The sequence below is a fragment of the Chryseobacterium sp. YIM B08800 genome (assembly GCF_026163565.1).
Classification (GTDB): Bacteria; Bacteroidota; Bacteroidia; order Flavobacteriales; family Weeksellaceae; genus Chryseobacterium.
In genome coordinates, this window is record NZ_JAPDKN010000001.1 from 42,717 (window position 1) to 60,362 (window position 17,646).

Consider the following 17,646-nt stretch of genomic DNA (forward strand, 5'->3'; position numbering starts at 1 on the left):
ATGGTTAAACTTGATTTTCAGTTGCAAAGATATTATTTTTTTTGAATTACATAATAAAAATTCAAAAATTATTTATCACTTATTAATGACTTCCATTAGATCGAAAATGCTATATTTGTTTTCTTAACCAAAAATATATGAAAAACACATTAATGAAATCCCTGCTGTGCGCATTTGCATTCGTGATTCTATTTTCCTGTAATTCTAATAAGAATGACGATATTTTAAAATACACCACAGATACTACTTTAGGTTTATCCAGAGTGAACTTAAACTCCATTTCTGATAAAATTCCGGTTGAAAAGATTCTGAAAGAAAAGAAGAACATCAATGATGAAGGAAGAGTTCTTTTGCAGTTGATCAGCAAACCAAAAGAATCGGGTATTGATATCAGCAAACCGCTTTACATCATGGTGGAGCCCGGAAAATCGAATTCAGATCCTGATGTGAAAGCATTTTTCTGGATTAGTGACAAGGCGAAATTCCAGAAAAGCATGTCTGATCTTTCGAAAACTAAAATAACAATCGACAAAAAAGATTTTATTTTTGAAGACGGAAAGATTACAGGAAGCATCAAAGGTGACATGGCGATCATGTCGAGCGAGAAATCTTTTTCTTATTCAAGATATAATTCTTTAGATGGCGTTGCAAAACTTAGCGAAAAATACTTTACTGATTTTTGGGCAAGAAAAGGAACTTCAAACAAAGTGATCATCGATCAGGTAAACGAATCTCTTGTAAGCGGAAAAGATGTGAGCGGATGGATGAATCTTGGAGCTGTTGCAAGCTACGTTTCTAAAGGATATATAGAAACTCTGGCTGTAAATAAGCTGATTAAAGATTCAGGAATTGGTTTTGATTTCAGCTTCGATAAAGGAAAAGTAGAAATGGATACCAAAACATTTTTCAACAGCGATATGAAAAAAATTGTTGAGAAATACTACAGCAAAAACAATATCAACTATGATCTTGTAAAAAATGTAGAACTCGATAATGCAAAATCTTTTTCTATCGGTTATTTCAGTTTAGATTTTATGAGATATTTCATCAAGGAAGCTGGTTTTGAAGCTACTGTAAATCATTATTTAGCATCAACCAACAAAACATTAGAAGATATTACGACAACTTTCACGGGAGATTATGCCTATATGGACATGAAAGAAAATCCTGCAGATTCTATGATATATTACAGCAATAAAAGAGCAATGGTTTTAGGTTTTAATCCTAAGAAAAAAGATGTTCTTACTTCATTGCTTCAAGGCCCTTTAGGTGAAAGCAAGAAATATACAATTGTAGATAATCAGGTAATTTTCTCTGATGATCAAAGTGTGAATGCACAATTTCAGGCGAAAAAGGCTGCGAAAAATTCTAAACTAAGCAAAAAAACTGGTATAACAGCTTATTCCTGGTCTGACGGAAGCGATTATAACAGAAGAGAAACAGTACCTGCAAAAGTAATTGAGATCTCAAACGAATCTAAAGAAAATGCCGGTAATTTGGTTTCTAAATCGCTCATCACTTTAGACAAGAAAGACGAAAATGCACTGTATTATTTTATAATGAATGACTAATTTAGTATTAGAAAACATTTTCCCTAAATATTTCACTCCCAGAAATATCGAACAGTCTGAAATCTGGAATAAAAATATTTCCTTTCAAAAAGGAAACAGGTATCTGATTGTCGCGCCTTCCGGGAGTGGAAAATCTACTTTGGCAACAGCAATTTTGGGTACTCATTTCCAATATGAAGGAAGTATAAAATATGACCAACAAGTGGTAAAAAAACTTCATCTCGAAGAAATTGTAAAAAACAGAAAAGATGGAGTGAGCCTGCTTTTCCAAGATGTAAGACTTATCAAAGATCTTACTATTTCTGAGAATATTCTTCTTCGTGTTTTTAATAAAGACCGAAAACAGTTCATTCCAAAAATGGAAGAATATGCCAAAAGACTGGGAATAGAAAATCTTCTGAATAAAAAAGCAGAAAACTGTTCTTATGGAGAACGCCAAAGAAGTGCCATTGTGAGAAGCCTCATCAATCCTACTGATTTTATTATTTATGATGAATGTTTCAGTCATTTGGATTTGAATAATAAAAAAATTGCTTTCTCATTAATTAACGAAGTTTCAAAAGAAAGCGAAAGTTCGGTCATCTTTTTTGAGCTGAATGAGTTTCCATTTGAGCACGATTATCAAATTCTTCATTTATAAAAGCTTATGAAGAAAATTTTTAATTCAATTATTTTATACGCAGGATTATTCATTGCCCTTATTTTGGTTTTGTCTTGTCTGCAACTGTATGAAAATGCGAACCGTCTTTTTGGAAGTAAAAGCAGTGACAGCAATTATTGGTTGACCTTCAGCAAAAAGATCACTCCTGATAATATTGGAAGAAAAGAACTTCTTGGGTTTAATGAAAATGATATTTCAAAAATTAAAACCTGGAGCGAAGTAAAAGCCATTTATCCTTTTTCAGCAAATGAATTTAAAGCTTCTGCGAATGGCGGCGACTTTATTCCTTTTTATACTGATCTGTATTTTGAAGGTTTAGATATAAAAGCAATTGATTCGGATTTGACAAATGAAGAGTTTCAGGTAAAAGGTGATGAAATTCCAATTATTATTTCAAGAGAATATCTGAATCTTTACAATTACGGATTTGCTTTAAACCAAGGTCTCCCACAAATCTCTGAAGATTTTGCCAAGAAAATCGAAGTGAATATCAACATCACTGTCAATAAGCAGAATAAGACGTACAAAGGAAAAATGGTAGGACTTTCAGACAGAATACATTCTGTTTTGATCCCGAAAAAATTCCTTGACTCTCTGAATATCGCAGAAAAACCTCAGCTTGCGACACAGCCCAAAATTTACAACAGAGTTTTGGTACAGGTAAAAGATTCCGGTGATGAAGGTCTGGTTTCTAAAATGAAAGAAAACGGTTATGAATCTAATCAGGAAAGTCTTCGTTCAGCAAAAATAAAGTCAAAATTATTTTTGGTTTTAAAAATAATTGCTGTTTTAGGAGTTTTCATCTTTGCTTTGTGTCTTTATATTATTGTTAGCTTTATAAAAATTCAGTTTTTAGAGAAGCAGGAAGAGGTATCCATTAAAAATATTTTAGGATATTCACCAAAGAAAATGGTGAGTGATATCAGCAGAAAATTCAGCATGAATTTAATGTTTGTGTTGATTTTAAGCTTAGGACTGATCGCAGCTGGACAATATTTTATTGCAAAATCGGACGTTTCCAATGGTTTACTTTCGATGTATATTAATCCTTTACTTTGGTCAATGATTATTATCATTCCTGTATTGGTCTACTTCTTTGTCAATATTCTTATCTACCGATGGCTGATTAGGTCCTGGAAAATATAACAAAAACGACCATCATCTGATGGTCGTTTCTATTTTTTATAAAACAGTTTATATTAATCTTTAGATCCCAAGCCGTCCATTGTATCACCCATTCCTTTGCTGTTTGGAGAATACACTCTTTCTTTGTCTAAGAAATAAACATCGTGTTTTGCCTTTGCAATAATTCCGTTGTAAACATCTTCAGGCAAACCTGCTGTTTCAGAATCAGTCTGATTAACAGAGGGTTTATTATAAATCTTTAATGCTCCATATTGATCCAAAACTTTTTTTGCGTTTTGTGCATCTGTAAGATTGGAAGCATAAACCACCAAATTGATTTTACCTACACTTTCCTTACTGTAAGCTGCTAAAATCTCGTTATCATTTACAAAAACATGATTCCAAAAACTTTTTGTTTTTTCATCATCTTCATATTCATTCGTAGAAGACTCTTCATCAAATCTCGATTTAGAAACAATAATGTCTGCATCGAGAAATCCTTTGTTTTTTAGTTCTGATTTTATTTCCTCTGTATCTACAGTTTCCGGAAATACTGAAATTACTGTATAAGCCATATTAATTTATTTTTGGTTATGACCTACAGTACAAAAGCTGTGCAATTTATTGGATTCTAATCGGATTTTAATTTAAAGACCTTTCTATTTGACTCACTAAATATTCTATTCCATTGCTTGTATTTCCTCCGAAGATATTTAAAAGCCAATATTGCTCATCTAAATCTTTGGCTGAAATATTATGCCAAATTGGTAATATTATATTTCCTTTTTGAATATGCTTAACTCTTATTGCTTGTAGTTCACTTTTAGCCCATGATTCGTTACTTAAAAAATTAGGACTTAATATTATTATACCTTTTTTACAAGTTCTTATACCCTCATCAATAGAATCAACTAAGCTATCTCCTATTTTTAGAGAAAACTCATCATACCATACTTTATATCCTCTTTTTACGAGCTCATTGAATAAGGGTCTTGCAACCTCTTCTTTATCATTTGAATCATGCGAAATAAAAAAATCAGGTTTTTCCATATCAAAATATTGTTTGTCTCTAATGTGTAATCTTAATTTTTTTTCAAAAAAGAACTTTACCAGCAAATTCTTGTCTACTAATAATTCATTACAATATAAATATACATTTCTTGTATGAGGAATATTTTCTAATTTTTCATTATTCTTATTCCAAAAATTCATTTTAAAACCTTTTCCATCATAATCATCAAGTATCATTAAAATATCTGCCATTTTAAAAATCCTCTTATCAACCTTATCAACAGTAATTGCTGAAAATTGATTATAATTCTTGATTGAAAAAATCAAGTGCAACTTTCCTTCCCATTCGCCTGATTTCTCAAATTTAGGAAGATATGATGTTATCGTAAAATGATTTCCGAAATCTTTATGCAATTGTTTTTCTAAAAAACTCATCTTTTTAATTTAAAAACTTTTCCAAAATATCGACCGCACATTTCGGAAGGTTTGTTCCCGGACCGAAGATGAAATCAGCTCCGTTGGCATATAAAAACTCGTAATCCTGTTGTGGAATAACTCCGCCTACAACAATTGTAATATCTTCTGCACCTAGTTTCTTTAGCTCTTCAACAACCTGCGGAACCAAAGTTTTGTGACCCGCCGCCAAAGATGAAACGCCCAAAATGTGAATATCATTTTCTACAGCCTGTTTTGCAACCTCTTCCGGAGTTTGAAATAACGGTGCAACATCCACATCAAATCCCATATCTGCAAACGCAGTTGCTACCACTTTTGCACCACGATCATGACCATCCTGTCCCATTTTCGCCACCATAATTCTTGGACGACGACCTTCTGCTTCTTCAAATTTTTGGGTAAGCTCAAGTGCTTTTCCAAAATATTCATTTTTACCTGCATTCATAGCGTAAACTCCTTGTATCGTTCTGATGTTGGCTTTATAACGTCCGAAACTTTCTTCCATCGCATCGCTCATTTCACCTAAAGTTACTCTTCTTCTTGCCGCTTCAATGCACAATGCCAGAAGATTTCCGTTTCCGGTTTTTGCAGATTCACGGATTTCATTTAAAATTTGCTCAACAGTCTCAGAATTACGGCTTAATTTAATTGATTCTAATCTTTCAATCTGTTTTCTTCTAACTTCAGTATTGTCGATATCTAAAATTTCGATTGGAGTCTGTTTTAAAGCTGATTTAAATGAATTTACTCCGATAATAAATTCTTCACTGCTATCGATTTTTGCCTGTTTTCTTGCGGCAGCTTCTTCAATTCTCATTTTTGGAATTCCGGCTTCAATTGCCTTGGTCATTCCGCCTTCTTTTTCAACCTCATCGATGTATTTCATGGCTTCTTCGATCATTTGCTGAGTCAAAGATTCAACCAAATTACTTCCTCCCATTGGATCTACAACATCGCAGATCCCAGATTCCTGCTGAAGAATGATCTGCGTATTTCTAGCAATTTTTGCCGAATAATCTGTCGGAAGTGCAATTGCTTCATCCAAAGCATTGGTGTGAAGAGACTGAGTTCCACCTAAAGCTGAAGACAATGCTTCAATCGCCGTTCTTGTAATATTATTGAAAGGTTCCTGCTCCGTTAAAGACCAACCTGAAGTTTGTGAATGCGTTCTTAAAGCTAAAGATTTTGGATTTTGAGGGTTGAATTGTTTTAAAAGCGTTGCCCAAATATATCTTGCTGCACGCATTTTAGCAATTTCCATAAAATGATTCATTCCGATAGCCCAGAAAAATGATAACCTTGGGGCAAAATCATCCACATTCATTCCTGCTTTAATTCCGGTTCTTACATATTCTAAACCGTCAGCTAAAGTATAAGCCATTTCCAGAACTGGGGTTGCTCCCGCTTCCTGCATGTGGTATCCAGAAATCGAAATCGAGTTGAATTTTGGAATATTTTTAGAAGTATATTCAAAAATATCAGCAATAATTTTCATTGAAGGAGTCGGCGGATAAATGTATGTATTACGCACCATAAATTCTTTCAAAATATCATTCTGAATGGTTCCCGAAAGCTTGTCCTGAGAAACACCTTGCTCTTCTGCAGCTACAATATAAAATGATAAAATCGGCAAAACCGCGCCATTCATCGTCATTGAAACCGATATTTCATCCAAAGGAATTTCATTGAACAAGATCTTCATATCCTCAACAGAATCAATCGCAACGCCGGCTTTTCCAACATCTCCAACTACTCTAGCATGATCTGAATCATAACCTCTGTGTGTCGCCAAATCGAAAGCTACGGAAAGTCCTTTTTGTCCAGCTGCTAAGTTTCTTCTGTAAAACGCATTAGATTCTTCAGCGGTAGAAAACCCTGCGTACTGACGAATCGTCCACGGTTTCTGAACATACATCGTAGAATAAGGACCTCTTAGGTAAGGAGCAATTCCCGGAGAACTGTCGCTGATGTCTTTATTTTTTACGTCTTCTGCCGTGTATTTTGATTTCAGCTCAAGTCCATCCTTTTCAAATTGATAAATTTCCTGCTGATTTTCAGATATATTAAATTGAGGAATTTTGTTCTTTATTTCCCTTCTCATTTCTTCAGATTTAAGATTTTAAAAATAAGCATTTTTACGGGAATGGTTTGTGATTGATTTTCAGCAACATTGGATGTTTAAAAATAAAGGATCTTAACACATTAGCCACAGAGAATTTTAATTATTATTCTGCTTAAAAGAGCACATTAGTTTTTTTGAAGATCTTTGATCTTCTTTAATATGATTTAAATGTTTTTAAATTCAATTAAATACCATAAAACATAAAAACGAGACTGTAAATACAATCTCGCTTTTATTTAAACCTAAAGAAGTTTAGATTATTTATTTAGTTTTTTAATTCCCATTTCGTATAAAGCAAAAGAAATTAAATCTGCATTTTCGCTGATTACCTGATCGGTTGCTCTTCCTGCTCCGTGACCTGCATTTTTCTCAATTCTTAGCAAAATCGGATTTGCACATTTTTGTTTTTCCTGCAATTCTGCACCAAATTTAAATGAATGCGCAGGAACTACTCTATCGTCGTGGTCACTTGTAATGATCATTGTTGACGGATAACAAGTTCCTGCTTTTACGTTATGAACCGGTGAATATGATTTTAAATAATCAAACATTTCTTTGTTGTCTTCTGCAGTTCCATAGTCATAAGACCAACCTGCTCCAGCGGTAAATTTGTTATATCTCAACATATCTAAAACACCCACTCCAGGAAAGGCAACTTTAGCCAGATCAGGACGCATTGTCATGGTTGCTCCAACTAACAAACCTCCGTTTGATCTTCCTGAAAGTGCCATATATTCTTTAGAAGTATAGCCTTTAGATTGTAAATATTCTCCGGCAGCGATGAAGTCTTCAAACACGTTTTTTTTCTGCATTTTTGTTCCTGCATCGTGCCATTTTTTACCGTATTCACCTCCACCACGGATGTTTGGAACGGCGTAAATTCCACCATTTTCCATCCAAATTGCGTTTACGACAGAAAAAGATGGTTGTAAACTGATATTAAAACCTCCGTAAGAATAAAGAATTGTAGGGTTTTTACCATTCAGCTTTGTTCCTTTTTTATAATTGATCATCATAGGAACTTTGGTTCCGTCTTTTGATGTATAAAATACCTGCTCAGAAACATAATCTTCAGGATTAAATTTCACTTTCGGTTTCTGGTAAACTTCAGACTTTCCTGTATCAGCATTGAATTTATACGTTGTTCCCGGAGTAATATAATTGCTGAAAGAATAATATAATTCTTTCTCTGTTTCTTTACCGCCAAAACCACCTACATTTCCTTTTCCAGGCAATGAAATTTCTCTGATCAGCTTTCCTGTTTTATCGAATTGCTTTACCTGATCAATGGCATCAATCATGTATGTCGCAAAGAAATAACCGCCACCTCCGGAAATTCCCAATACATTTTCTGTTTCAGGGATAACGTCTTTCCAGGTTTCAGGAGACGGATTTTGAATGGTCGTTTTTACCAAACGCATATTTGGCGCATCTTTATCGGTAAAAATGAAAAGATTATCACCTTCTGTATCAACAATATTTACATTAATATCAAAACCTTTGTTGATCTGAACGAAATCACCACCTTTTTTTAGGTCTTTCACATACAATTCGTTTCCGTTGGTTGCATTCGCAGCAGAAATAATCAGATATCTCTGATCTTCAGAAACTCCTGCTCCTAAATATCTTCTTGGAGTTTTATCTCCACCAAAAATCAGTTTGTCGGAAGATTGCTTTGTTCCTAATTTGTGAAAATAAACTTTGTGTTTATCAGTCATTCCGGAAAGTACAGTTCCTTCTTTCGGCTTGTCGTAACTTGAATAATAGAAACCTTCGTCACCCTGCCAAGAAATTCCACTGAACTTTACATCAACAATTGTTTCGTCGATTTGTTTTTTGGTAAGAGCATCAATGATGATAATTTTGTTCCAGTCGCTTCCGCCTTCTGAAATAGAGTACGCTGCCAAATTTCCTTTTTTGTTGAAAGACAAGCTTGAAAGCGAGGTAGTTCCTTTTTCTGAAAATTTGTTAGGATCTAAAAATACTTCTGTGGTTTTTGTCTTATTATTAGTCCTGTATAATACAGACTGAGCCTGTAAACCATCGTTTTTATAATAGTAAGTAAAATCTCCTTCTTTGAAAGGTGCCCCTATTTTTTCGTAATTCCAAATATCTGTTAACTGCTTTTTAATCTGCTCTCTAAATGGGATTTGCGATAAATATTTTTGACTGTAAGCAACTTCTTCATCTACCCATTTTTTGGTAGGCTCAGAATCATTTTCTAAATCTCTGTACGGATCTGCAATGGCTGTTCCGAAATAAGTATCTGTTTGATTTCCTTTGATTGCTTTAGGATAAGTCATTTTTTGAGCATAAACTGTAGCCGAAAACAAAACTCCGGCTGTTAATAACATAGGTTTAAAATTCATTGTGAAGCATTTTCTCAAAAATACGCAAAGTTGTGGGAATACAAAAGCCTACATTGTGTGACTTTTTTCGTGGTCTTCTAAAGGTATTTACATAAAGTTTAGAGCAAAAAAAAGACCTCTACGAATAGAAGTCTTTCTTAATTGTATTAAAGTTTATTAATTAGGCTTACTTTTTTATTAATCCCAATTCAATTAATCTTTCGTGTAAAAATTCTCCGGCTGTTGTATCTTCATATAACTTTGGATTGTTTTCGTCAACACAGTTTTCTAAAGCATTCAGTGACATTCCGCTCACAGGATGCATAAAGAAAGGAATAGAATATCTTGAAGTTCCCCACAACTCTCTTGGCGGATTTACCACTCTGTGAATCGTAGATTTCAGCTTGTTGTTGGTATGTCTCGAAAGCATATCTCCAACGTTGATCATTAATTCGTCTGGTTGTGCAATCGCATCGATCCATTCGCCTTTATGATTTTGTACCTGAAGACCTTTTCCTTGAGAACCCATCAAAAGGGTAATTAGGTTAATGTCTCCGTGAGCCGCTGCTCTTACTGCATCATCCGGTTCCTGGGTAATCGGCGGATAGTGAATTGGTCTCAAAATAGAGTTTCCTTCTGCAATTTTATCGTCAAAATAAAATTCATCAAGACCAAGATACAATGCTAAAGCTCTCAAAACATATTTTCCTGTTTTTTCAAGCATCTGGTAAGTTTCTTTACCTACCTCATTAAATTGTGGAAGTTCGTCTACGATGACGTTGTCTGGATATTCGCTTTTGTATTTTGAATCATCCGAAACATATTGTCCAAAATGCCAAAATTCTTTCAAATCACCTTTTTTAAAACCTTTAGCCGTTTCTTTACCAAAGCCAACATAACCTCTTTGTCCCCCAATTCCTGGGATCTCATACTTTTGTTTGGTTTCTGTTGGGAGTTCAAAGAAGTTTTTCACTTCTCCATAAAGATTGTCTACGAGTTTGTCATCAAGGAAATGTCCTTTTAAGGCTACAAAACCAATTTCTTCGTAAGCTTTTCCGATTTCATTTACAAATTTCTGTTTGCGTTCCGGGTTGTCCGAAAGGAAATCACGCAGGTCTACACTAGGTATTTTATCCATTTTATAGAAATTTTACGTGGGGCTAATTTACAGATTTTAACTTATTTAAATTGAATAAAATATCACACAATTTCAATTTGTCATTTCATCGAATGTGACCGTTTATTATCAGTAGTAATTAATGTTTAATTAAATTTGTTTACAAATATTGACCATTTAAAGTATGATACTTGAATTTTCCAGACCTCTAATAGGTATCCTCCTCTTCTGCTTTTTTGTTTTATATAAATATTTGTGCAGAAAAGAACTACTGATTAACTTCATTTTAGATTTTATTGTAGGAACCATGATCCTCATTATGGCGGAAATATATTTTACAGATCAAATTAAAAATTTTGGTGGTCACGGCAGCGCAATGCTTTCTGTTATCAATTTTATTTACTTTTCTTTATTGTATGTTATTTCTACCTCATTTTTATATTGGAAAAAATCTAAGATCAGTAGCTTGACCCTCCCTATTTTTCTTTACTCAATAGTAATATTTGAGTTTCTTTTCTTCTCCGGAATATCAAAGCTTTTTTGGAAAAGCACTTTAATTGCAATATTATGTGCCTTTTTCCCAATATATCTTATTAATTATTTTAGAATTTTCTATATAAATTTCAATCATAAAGAAAAGTAAAACACTCCCCAAATCATTTTACAATTCATTATTTATAAACTAAATTTGCTTTATGAAATCGCCAAAGGCTCAATTAGTAAATAAATGTGAGTAAAAATTAAGGCGATTGCATTTGACCTAAAAAAACAATAGAAATTTTCAAATGAAAAAATATTCTTCTAAGAGAAGTATTCAGGTACTTGCTAATATTCTTCACCAATACGGAATTTTAGACGTTGTGATATCTCCGGGATCCAGAAATGCTCCTTTGGCGATTCATTTTTCAGAGATGGATGATTTCAACTGTTTCAGCATTGTTGATGAAAGAAGTGCGGCTTTTGTTGCTCTCGGAATGGCAATGAGCGAAAAAAAGCCTGTTGTAATTACCTGTACAAGCGGTTCTGCAGCGGCAAATTATTATCCTGCAGTTACCGAAGCTTTTTATCAGAATATTCCGTTGTTGATTTTAACGGCAGACCGACCAACTGATTATGTTGATCTTTTTGACGGACAAACGATCCGACAAAACAATCTGTTTCATCAGCATTCTTACGGAGATTTTCAATTAGTTGAAGACAGTAAAGATGATGCAGAAAGCATCAATTCAGATCTTATAAAAAAGGCAATTGAGCTTTGTTTTGAAAAACAAGGTGCGGTTCATATCAATATTCCTTTAGAAGAACCTTTGTACGAATTGGTTTCAGAGCTTCCGACCTTCCCGGTGATTGAGAAAACCATTAAAAAGAAAGAGTACGAAATTCCCTCCAATTTAATTGCAGACTGGAATACTTCACAGAGAATTATGATTCTTGTAGGTACAAAAGGCTACAGCCCTGAATTGGAAAACCAGCTTACCCAATTGGTAAAAAACCATTCTGTTGTTGTTTTAAGCGAAGCGAATTCAAATTTATATCATGAAAAGTTTTTCAGGCATATCGACCGATATATTTTTGCATTTACCGAAGACGATTTTAAAACTTATGCTCCAGATTTATTGATTACTGTTGGGCAAAATGTGGTTTCTAAAAAAGTAAAACAATTTTTAAGAAATGCACATCCTAAGCAACATTGGCATCTGGATGAAGTTTGGCAACCCGACACTTACTTTTCATTGACTCAGAAAATAGAAATTAAGCCCGAGGTTTTCTTTTCTAAATTATTAAATTTCATCAACTTAGAACCTAAACCTTATTATAATCTTTGGGATGTTTTAAGAGATAAAAAAGACAAAAAGCATGACGACTTTTTAAATTTAGCTGAGTTTTCAGATTTTTATTTCTTTAATAAAGCTTCGCAGAGCATTCCCGAGAATTACAATATTCATTTCAGTAATTCATCGGCAATTCGTTATGCACAACTTTTTGATTTTGGAAAGAGAAAAATGTATTGCAACCGTGGAACAAGCGGAATTGATGGTTCTACTTCCACCGCAATGGGCTTCGCCATCAAAAACAAAAACCCTACCTTGCTGATTACAGGTGATTTAAGCTTTTTCTATGACATTAATGGCTTGTGGAATCAGTACATTCCGCCATTTACAAGGATTATTATTTTTAATAACGGGGAAGGAAATATTTTTAAAATAATTCCGGGTCCCGGAAATGCGAATTCAAATACGGTTGATGAATTTATTTCTACAAAACATCATAAAAATGCAGAATTTATGGCTAAACATTTTGGTTTTTCTTATGTGAAAGTTGAAGATGACAGAACTTTAGACCGAGTCTTTGAGAATTTCTTCAAACCAGATTCACTTCCTAAGATCATGGAAGTCAATACACAAGGTAAAAATAATGCAGATACACAGAAAGCTTATTTTAATTTTTTAAAGGAAAGCTAAGAAATACTGAACCATTAAGGAAAGTTAAGCAGTTAAGATAGGTTAAGATTTTAAGCATGAATTCTTACAGCGAAGCTAAATCTTAATGTTCTAAACTTCTTAAAAAATCTTAATGGTAAAAAAGCAGATTTATTTAATTATAAATCTGCTTTTTTATTTAATCTGCGAGAGAAAAATATTTTAAAGAAATTATTTAAATATCCAAATAATCATCATTCCCGGGAAGATTGGTGATTTTATGAATAGGATAAATAAACATATCATCGAAGTCATTCAACGCATTAATCAACTGAAAATGTGAGAATTCCTTAATATTCTGCAAAGTAATTTCTGCTTCTTTTATTTTCTTTTTCTTTAAAAGGTTTTGTCTTTGCACACCGTTTAAAAGATAAGTTGACGGCGTAAACCAGTCTTTCCCTTTTTGAAACAAAAGATTGGAAAACGAAGTGTCTGTAATATGATTATTTTTTACGATAATAATTTCCTCAGCTTTAGACTTCATCTTCATTTTTTCAAGCTCTTTGCGGTCTTCAAACTTAAAAGAGTAATCGTAGCTGTTATTTTCTACCAGTTGAAAATCCTGAATTTCCGGAATTGCATAAGGAATCATCATGGTTCTGAATTTTTTATCCAAATCATACGTGATTCTCAGCTTGTACAAACCGTCTTCATCATGATTGAGATTTTTAAAAATTTTCTCCAAGTCAATAGAACCTTCTTTCCCAAAATGGGCGAAAGTCTCATTCACGCGTTTCTGGTGAAACTCCAACAGGAACAATTCCTGATCTTCTACTTTAATACTTTCAATGAATTGGGACATAAATTTTGTTTTTCATTTCCTGATACTCGTCTTCTAGCTTGCTCATGTGTGTAATTCCGCCACCGCTTTTAAAATACAATTGATCGCCTTCTTTTTCGATGAAACGAATCATTACACAACTGTCTAAATCTTTTCCATCAAACCAACCGCAAACTCCTGTATAAAAACCTCTGTCGAAACCTTCCGCTTCAAGGATGATCTCTAAAGTTTTAGGTTTTGGCGCTCCTAAAATAGATCCTGCAGGTAAAAGTTTTTTCATGATGCTTCCTACTTTTCCTTTAAACTCAGGTTTTAAATTACCTGAAATTTCGGAGCTCATCGCATACAGATCTTTCTGTTTTGTTTTCAGAAAATCAATATACTGGAATTTATCAACTTTCACATCATCTGCAACCATACTCAGATCATTTCTAAGCAAATCTACTACAGTATAATGTTCTGCCCTTTCTTTTTTATCATTCTTCAAAATTTCTGCAGCATTATCTAAAGAAGCATCAATCGTACCTTTCATCGGATAAGTCATGATTTTATCATCAACAATCTTCACGAAAGTTTCAGGAGAAAAAAATACGAAAAAATCTTTATATAAAACCTTGTATTTTGCAGAAGAATGATGAAAAATTTCTCCCAGGTTGAGATTCGTTTCAATTCTGGTTTTTCGGGTATAATTGGTAAGGTAAGAATTTCCCTGACGAATATTTTTCTGAACGTGATCAAAACCTCTTTTAAAGCTTTCTAAAGACTCAGGAAATGATTTCCATTCTATTTTTTTATCTAAAACGTCCTGACTTTTCACATTCGAAAAATCCTGAAAATCAATCAACAAACCTTCTTTTTCAATTTCATCTTCTGTGAAAACTTCTACCTGATCAACCAGGAAGTCAATGATAAAGAAAAAAGGAACTTTCTGATGTGAAAGTTCGTCCATTTCAATAAATTTTTGATGATTCGCTGAAAACATTCCGCAAAAGTAGTTATTGATGTTTACTTTTGCATAAAATTTTTTCAATGCAGGAGAATTATCCACAAAAACCGGGAATCGATTTTATTTTAAAACAAGCATTTTTTTACTGGAATAAAACGTTGGTTTACCAAATGATTTTTTCGGTTATTTATTTGGCTTTATTTTCTACGGTTTTCTTATACTTTTCAGGTCGATACGGAATTATGGATCAGCTTTTAGGTGCAATGTCTGATTATATGAAAATAGGACCTGCAGGATTAGAAGCATACAAAAATGATATTTCTGCAATCATGATAAGTGAAGGGTTTCAGAACTTTTATCTTGGCTTGGTAGCAACTCTGATTTTTCTTTATCCTTTAAATTTAGGTTTTTTTCAAATCTTTAGAAAAATTGATCTTAAAGAAAATGTTGAATTAAGAGATTTATTTGCCGGATATAACGGGCTGAATTTCTTCAGATATGCAAGTTACTTCATATTCTGGTATTTCTTATACACTTTTATCGCTCAAACCCTTATTCTTCCTATTGTTTGGGTAATGATAACATTGTTTGTGGCGCCGTTAATGTTTTTTCAGAACAAAACTATTTTTGAAGGAATTGCTTTAAACTGGAAAGCGTTAAAAATGTATTTCATCGAGATATTAGTTTGTACAATAGTTGCCGTTTTATTTAAATACATCGGTTTCGGAATCTTTTTAGTCGGTGGATTATTCACTTTTCCATTTTGGAATGCGATGATTTATTCATTGTATAAAACTATTTTCATCGAGAAAGTCTGATTTTGAAAAATGTGTGGTGTTTTTGTTCTCAAAAAAAATTAAATTTGAGAAACATTAAAAAACAAACACCATGTCCGAATTTAAAGAATTTGATCAGCAAGGATCTGTACCTGAAAGAAATACAGGATCTATTATTTCTCATGCTTTCGAAATGTATAAAGGCGTTTTTCTTTATGCTTTGGTAGTGATGATTATTTATTTTATTGCAGATTCTATTTTACAATCTATCACAGGATTAAAGTGGTATTCGAATTACAGCAGTTTCAGAAACTTTGATGAAGACAATTACAGAAATATTTTGATAAACAGACCGGGAACTTCTCTTTATTATTCATTTTCGGGTTTACTGAGTATTCTTTTGTCGCCTCTTTTTGTTGGTTTAATGTATATTACGAACAAATTCAACACAAAAGCTTCAATCGAGTTTTCTGATTTATTTATTGGTTACCGTCAAAATCTAGGAAATATTTTACTGTATAGTTTGATTACCAATATCATTTTATGGGTTTCTATTGCCATGTGCTTTATCCCGTTTTTATTTGTATATCCATTATTTTTTCTTGGTTATCCTATTCTTTTGTTTGAAAATTCAAATGCCATGGATGCAATTTCAAAAACCTATAATATTGTCAAAGAAAATTATAGTATTTTTTGGGGAACTGCAATTTTAGGTGGAGTTATTACACTTTCCGGAATATTACTTTGTTGTGTTGGTATAATTTTTACTTATCCATTTGTCTATATAGCTATGTATTCTGCATATTGCGCATATTTAGGTAAACCACGACAAATAACATATAATAAATGATACCACAAAATAAAGACAAACAAATCAGTAGCACAGCGATAAAACAAGTTTCTTTGCTTGCAATCATTTTGGTTTTAGCAGGTTTAATCTGTTTTAATCTTGCGCTTTTCATCCCTTCAGTTTTGGGAGCGATAACCATTTATGTAGTCTGCAGAAAATATAATTTTTACCTGCAGGAAGAACGAAAATGGAAACCGTGGGCTTCTGCATTGGTTCTCATGTTGGCAAGTTTAATTATTATTATTCTTCCTGTCTACTTTATTGCCGATTTATTGATTGAAAAGCTTGGAAACGCGCAAGCTTACATGAATAAGTTTAATATTTTCGTTGACAAAATCCATACATTTATTTACAATAAAACCAGTTTTGATATTCTGAGTAAAGAGAATATGACCAAGCTTAAAGATTCTGCCGGAAAGTATTCTACATCAGCTCTTAGCGGAACATTTAATACTTTGACGGTAGTGATGTCAATGTATTTCATTCTTTATTTTATGTTTGAGAAGCCAAGATTATTCGAAAGAATTTTAGCTTCAGCCGCACCTTTGAAAAGAGCAAATGTCTCTTTAATTGGCGAAAAAATGCGTAAATTAATTATGGCAAACGCAATCGGGCTTCCTGTTGTCGCTTTAGGACAAGGGATAATCGCATTGATTGGTTATTTTATCTTTGGTGCACCAAGTCCTATTTTGTTATTTGCATTAACAGCGGCGGCATCGATGATTCCGGTGGTGGGAGCGGCAATTGTTTATGTTCCGATTTGTATTTTTATGATTGCAGAAGGTCAAACCGGACCTGGAATTGGTCTTGGACTTTATTGCATCATTGTCGTTGGTCTCACAGATAATGTACTTCGTTTTACATTGCTAAAAAAATTGGAAGATATTCACCCTTTAAATACCGTTTTCGGAATCATTATGGGAATGAATTTATTTGGGTTTATGGGATTGATTTTCGGACCTATTTTAGTGTCATTTACACTACTTCTTATTCAGGTGTACAGAAATGAATTTTCGGATGATGAAACCCCAGAACTTCAACTTTCTGATAAAGATAGAGACGACGATTTAGAAAATAAAATTGATTTAATAGTTTAAAGAATGGAGCAAGGAATAAATCCTGAAATTTTACAGGAAATATGTGTAGTAAAAATGCCTTTCGGAAAATATAAAGATACTGTTTTAGCTGACCTTCCGATAAGTTATCTGGAATGGTTTCAGCGCCAAGGAATGCCACCCGGAAAATTGGGAATGCAGCTTTCTACGATTTACGAAATAAAATTAAATGGTTTGATGGATTTGCTTACGCCTCTTCGTGGTGGAAAAGTGAGTTATGAAAAACCTAAAACCAAGATTTATAAGTTTTAAATATTTTATAGAGTTTCGGGGGCACCTTTGGTGCC

Annotated in this window: 15 protein-coding genes; 8 read left to right on the plus strand and 7 right to left on the minus strand. The window is 33.3% G+C overall.

Going from position 1 to position 17,646, the window contains the following annotated elements:
• Positions 1 to 137: 137 nt before the first annotated feature.
• The 3 genes from OEW74_RS00225 to OEW74_RS00235 are packed head-to-tail and all read left to right on the plus strand — an operon-like array spanning position 138 to position 3,378.
• Positions 138 to 1,571 carry a DUF4836 family protein gene (locus tag OEW74_RS00225; RefSeq protein WP_265426572.1) on the plus strand — a complete coding sequence of 478 codons (1,434 nt, stop codon included), beginning with the start codon at positions 138 to 140 and terminating at the stop codon, positions 1,569 to 1,571.
• A complete protein-coding gene (locus OEW74_RS00230; protein ID WP_265426573.1) occupies positions 1,564 to 2,211 on the plus strand; it encodes an ATP-binding cassette domain-containing protein in 648 nt (215 codons plus the stop codon). Before OEW74_RS00225 ends, OEW74_RS00230 begins: the two co-directional genes overlap by 8 nt.
• Positions 2,212 to 2,217: 6 nt before the next feature.
• Positions 2,218 to 3,378, plus strand: coding sequence for an FtsX-like permease family protein (locus OEW74_RS00235; RefSeq protein WP_265426574.1), 1,161 nt, complete (start codon positions 2,218 to 2,220; stop codon positions 3,376 to 3,378).
• A gap of 53 nt (positions 3,379 to 3,431) precedes the next feature.
• Here the strand turns inward: OEW74_RS00235 and OEW74_RS00240 are convergent, their stop codons facing one another.
• From OEW74_RS00240 to OEW74_RS00260, 5 genes are all read right to left on the minus strand, one after another.
• A complete protein-coding gene (locus OEW74_RS00240) occupies positions 3,432 to 3,932 on the minus strand; it encodes a hypothetical protein (RefSeq protein ID WP_265426575.1) in 501 nt (166 codons plus the stop codon).
• Between the two features lie 67 nt (positions 3,933 to 3,999).
• Positions 4,000 to 4,803: a toll/interleukin-1 receptor domain-containing protein gene (locus OEW74_RS00245; protein ID WP_265426576.1), complete on the minus strand. Its 804-nt coding sequence runs from the start codon at positions 4,801 to 4,803 to the stop codon at positions 4,000 to 4,002.
• 4 nt (positions 4,804 to 4,807) lie between these two features.
• Entirely contained in the window at positions 4,808 to 6,925 is a 2,118-nt protein-coding gene (gene scpA, locus OEW74_RS00250) for a methylmalonyl-CoA mutase (protein WP_265426577.1), read from the minus strand.
• Between the two features lie 278 nt (positions 6,926 to 7,203).
• A complete protein-coding gene (locus tag OEW74_RS00255) occupies positions 7,204 to 9,315 on the minus strand; it encodes a prolyl oligopeptidase family serine peptidase (RefSeq protein WP_416207892.1) in 2,112 nt (703 codons plus the stop codon).
• Positions 9,316 to 9,481: 166 nt separating this feature from the next.
• The gene (locus OEW74_RS00260) at positions 9,482 to 10,432 is read right to left on the minus strand and encodes an isopenicillin N synthase family dioxygenase (protein ID WP_265426578.1); all 951 of its coding nucleotides are present in this window, start codon (positions 10,430 to 10,432) and stop codon (positions 9,482 to 9,484) included.
• Between the two features lie 764 nt (positions 10,433 to 11,196).
• On the opposite strand from OEW74_RS00260, the gene menD reads away from it, so the two are divergent.
• Positions 11,197 to 12,873 carry a 2-succinyl-5-enolpyruvyl-6-hydroxy-3-cyclohexene-1-carboxylic-acid synthase gene (gene menD / locus OEW74_RS00265; RefSeq protein WP_265426579.1) on the plus strand — a complete coding sequence of 559 codons (1,677 nt, stop codon included), beginning with the start codon at positions 11,197 to 11,199 and terminating at the stop codon, positions 12,871 to 12,873.
• Between the two features lie 193 nt (positions 12,874 to 13,066).
• On the opposite strand, the gene OEW74_RS00270 is transcribed toward menD, so the two are convergent.
• On the minus strand, positions 13,067 to 13,693 hold the full coding sequence (locus OEW74_RS00270; RefSeq protein WP_265426580.1) for an aminotransferase class IV: 627 nt from the start codon (positions 13,691 to 13,693) through the stop codon (positions 13,067 to 13,069).
• Entirely contained in the window at positions 13,677 to 14,654 is a 978-nt protein-coding gene (locus OEW74_RS00275; protein ID WP_265426585.1) for an aminodeoxychorismate synthase component I, read from the minus strand. Before OEW74_RS00275 ends, OEW74_RS00270 begins: the two co-directional genes overlap by 17 nt.
• Before the next feature lie 47 nt (positions 14,655 to 14,701).
• Here OEW74_RS00275 and OEW74_RS00280 point away from each other — a divergent pair, with 47 nt between their 5' ends.
• The 4 genes from OEW74_RS00280 to OEW74_RS00295 all read left to right on the plus strand — a co-directional run bounded on the left by OEW74_RS00280 (position 14,702) and on the right by OEW74_RS00295 (position 17,611).
• The gene (locus OEW74_RS00280; RefSeq protein WP_265426581.1) at positions 14,702 to 15,436 is read left to right on the plus strand and encodes a hypothetical protein; all 735 of its coding nucleotides are present in this window, start codon (positions 14,702 to 14,704) and stop codon (positions 15,434 to 15,436) included.
• Positions 15,437 to 15,506: 70 nt separating this feature from the next.
• Entirely contained in the window at positions 15,507 to 16,244 is a 738-nt protein-coding gene (locus tag OEW74_RS00285; RefSeq protein ID WP_265426582.1) for a beta-carotene 15,15'-monooxygenase, read from the plus strand.
• Positions 16,241 to 17,341 (plus strand): AI-2E family transporter, encoded by a 1,101-nt coding sequence (locus OEW74_RS00290; RefSeq protein ID WP_265426583.1) that lies wholly within the window; start codon positions 16,241 to 16,243, stop codon positions 17,339 to 17,341. The genes OEW74_RS00285 and OEW74_RS00290 overlap by 4 nt, the downstream gene beginning before the upstream one ends.
• A gap of 15 nt (positions 17,342 to 17,356) precedes the next feature.
• The gene (locus OEW74_RS00295) at positions 17,357 to 17,611 is read left to right on the plus strand and encodes a DUF3820 family protein (RefSeq protein ID WP_102978766.1); all 255 of its coding nucleotides are present in this window, start codon (positions 17,357 to 17,359) and stop codon (positions 17,609 to 17,611) included.
• The last annotated feature ends 35 nt before the right edge of the window (positions 17,612 to 17,646 follow it).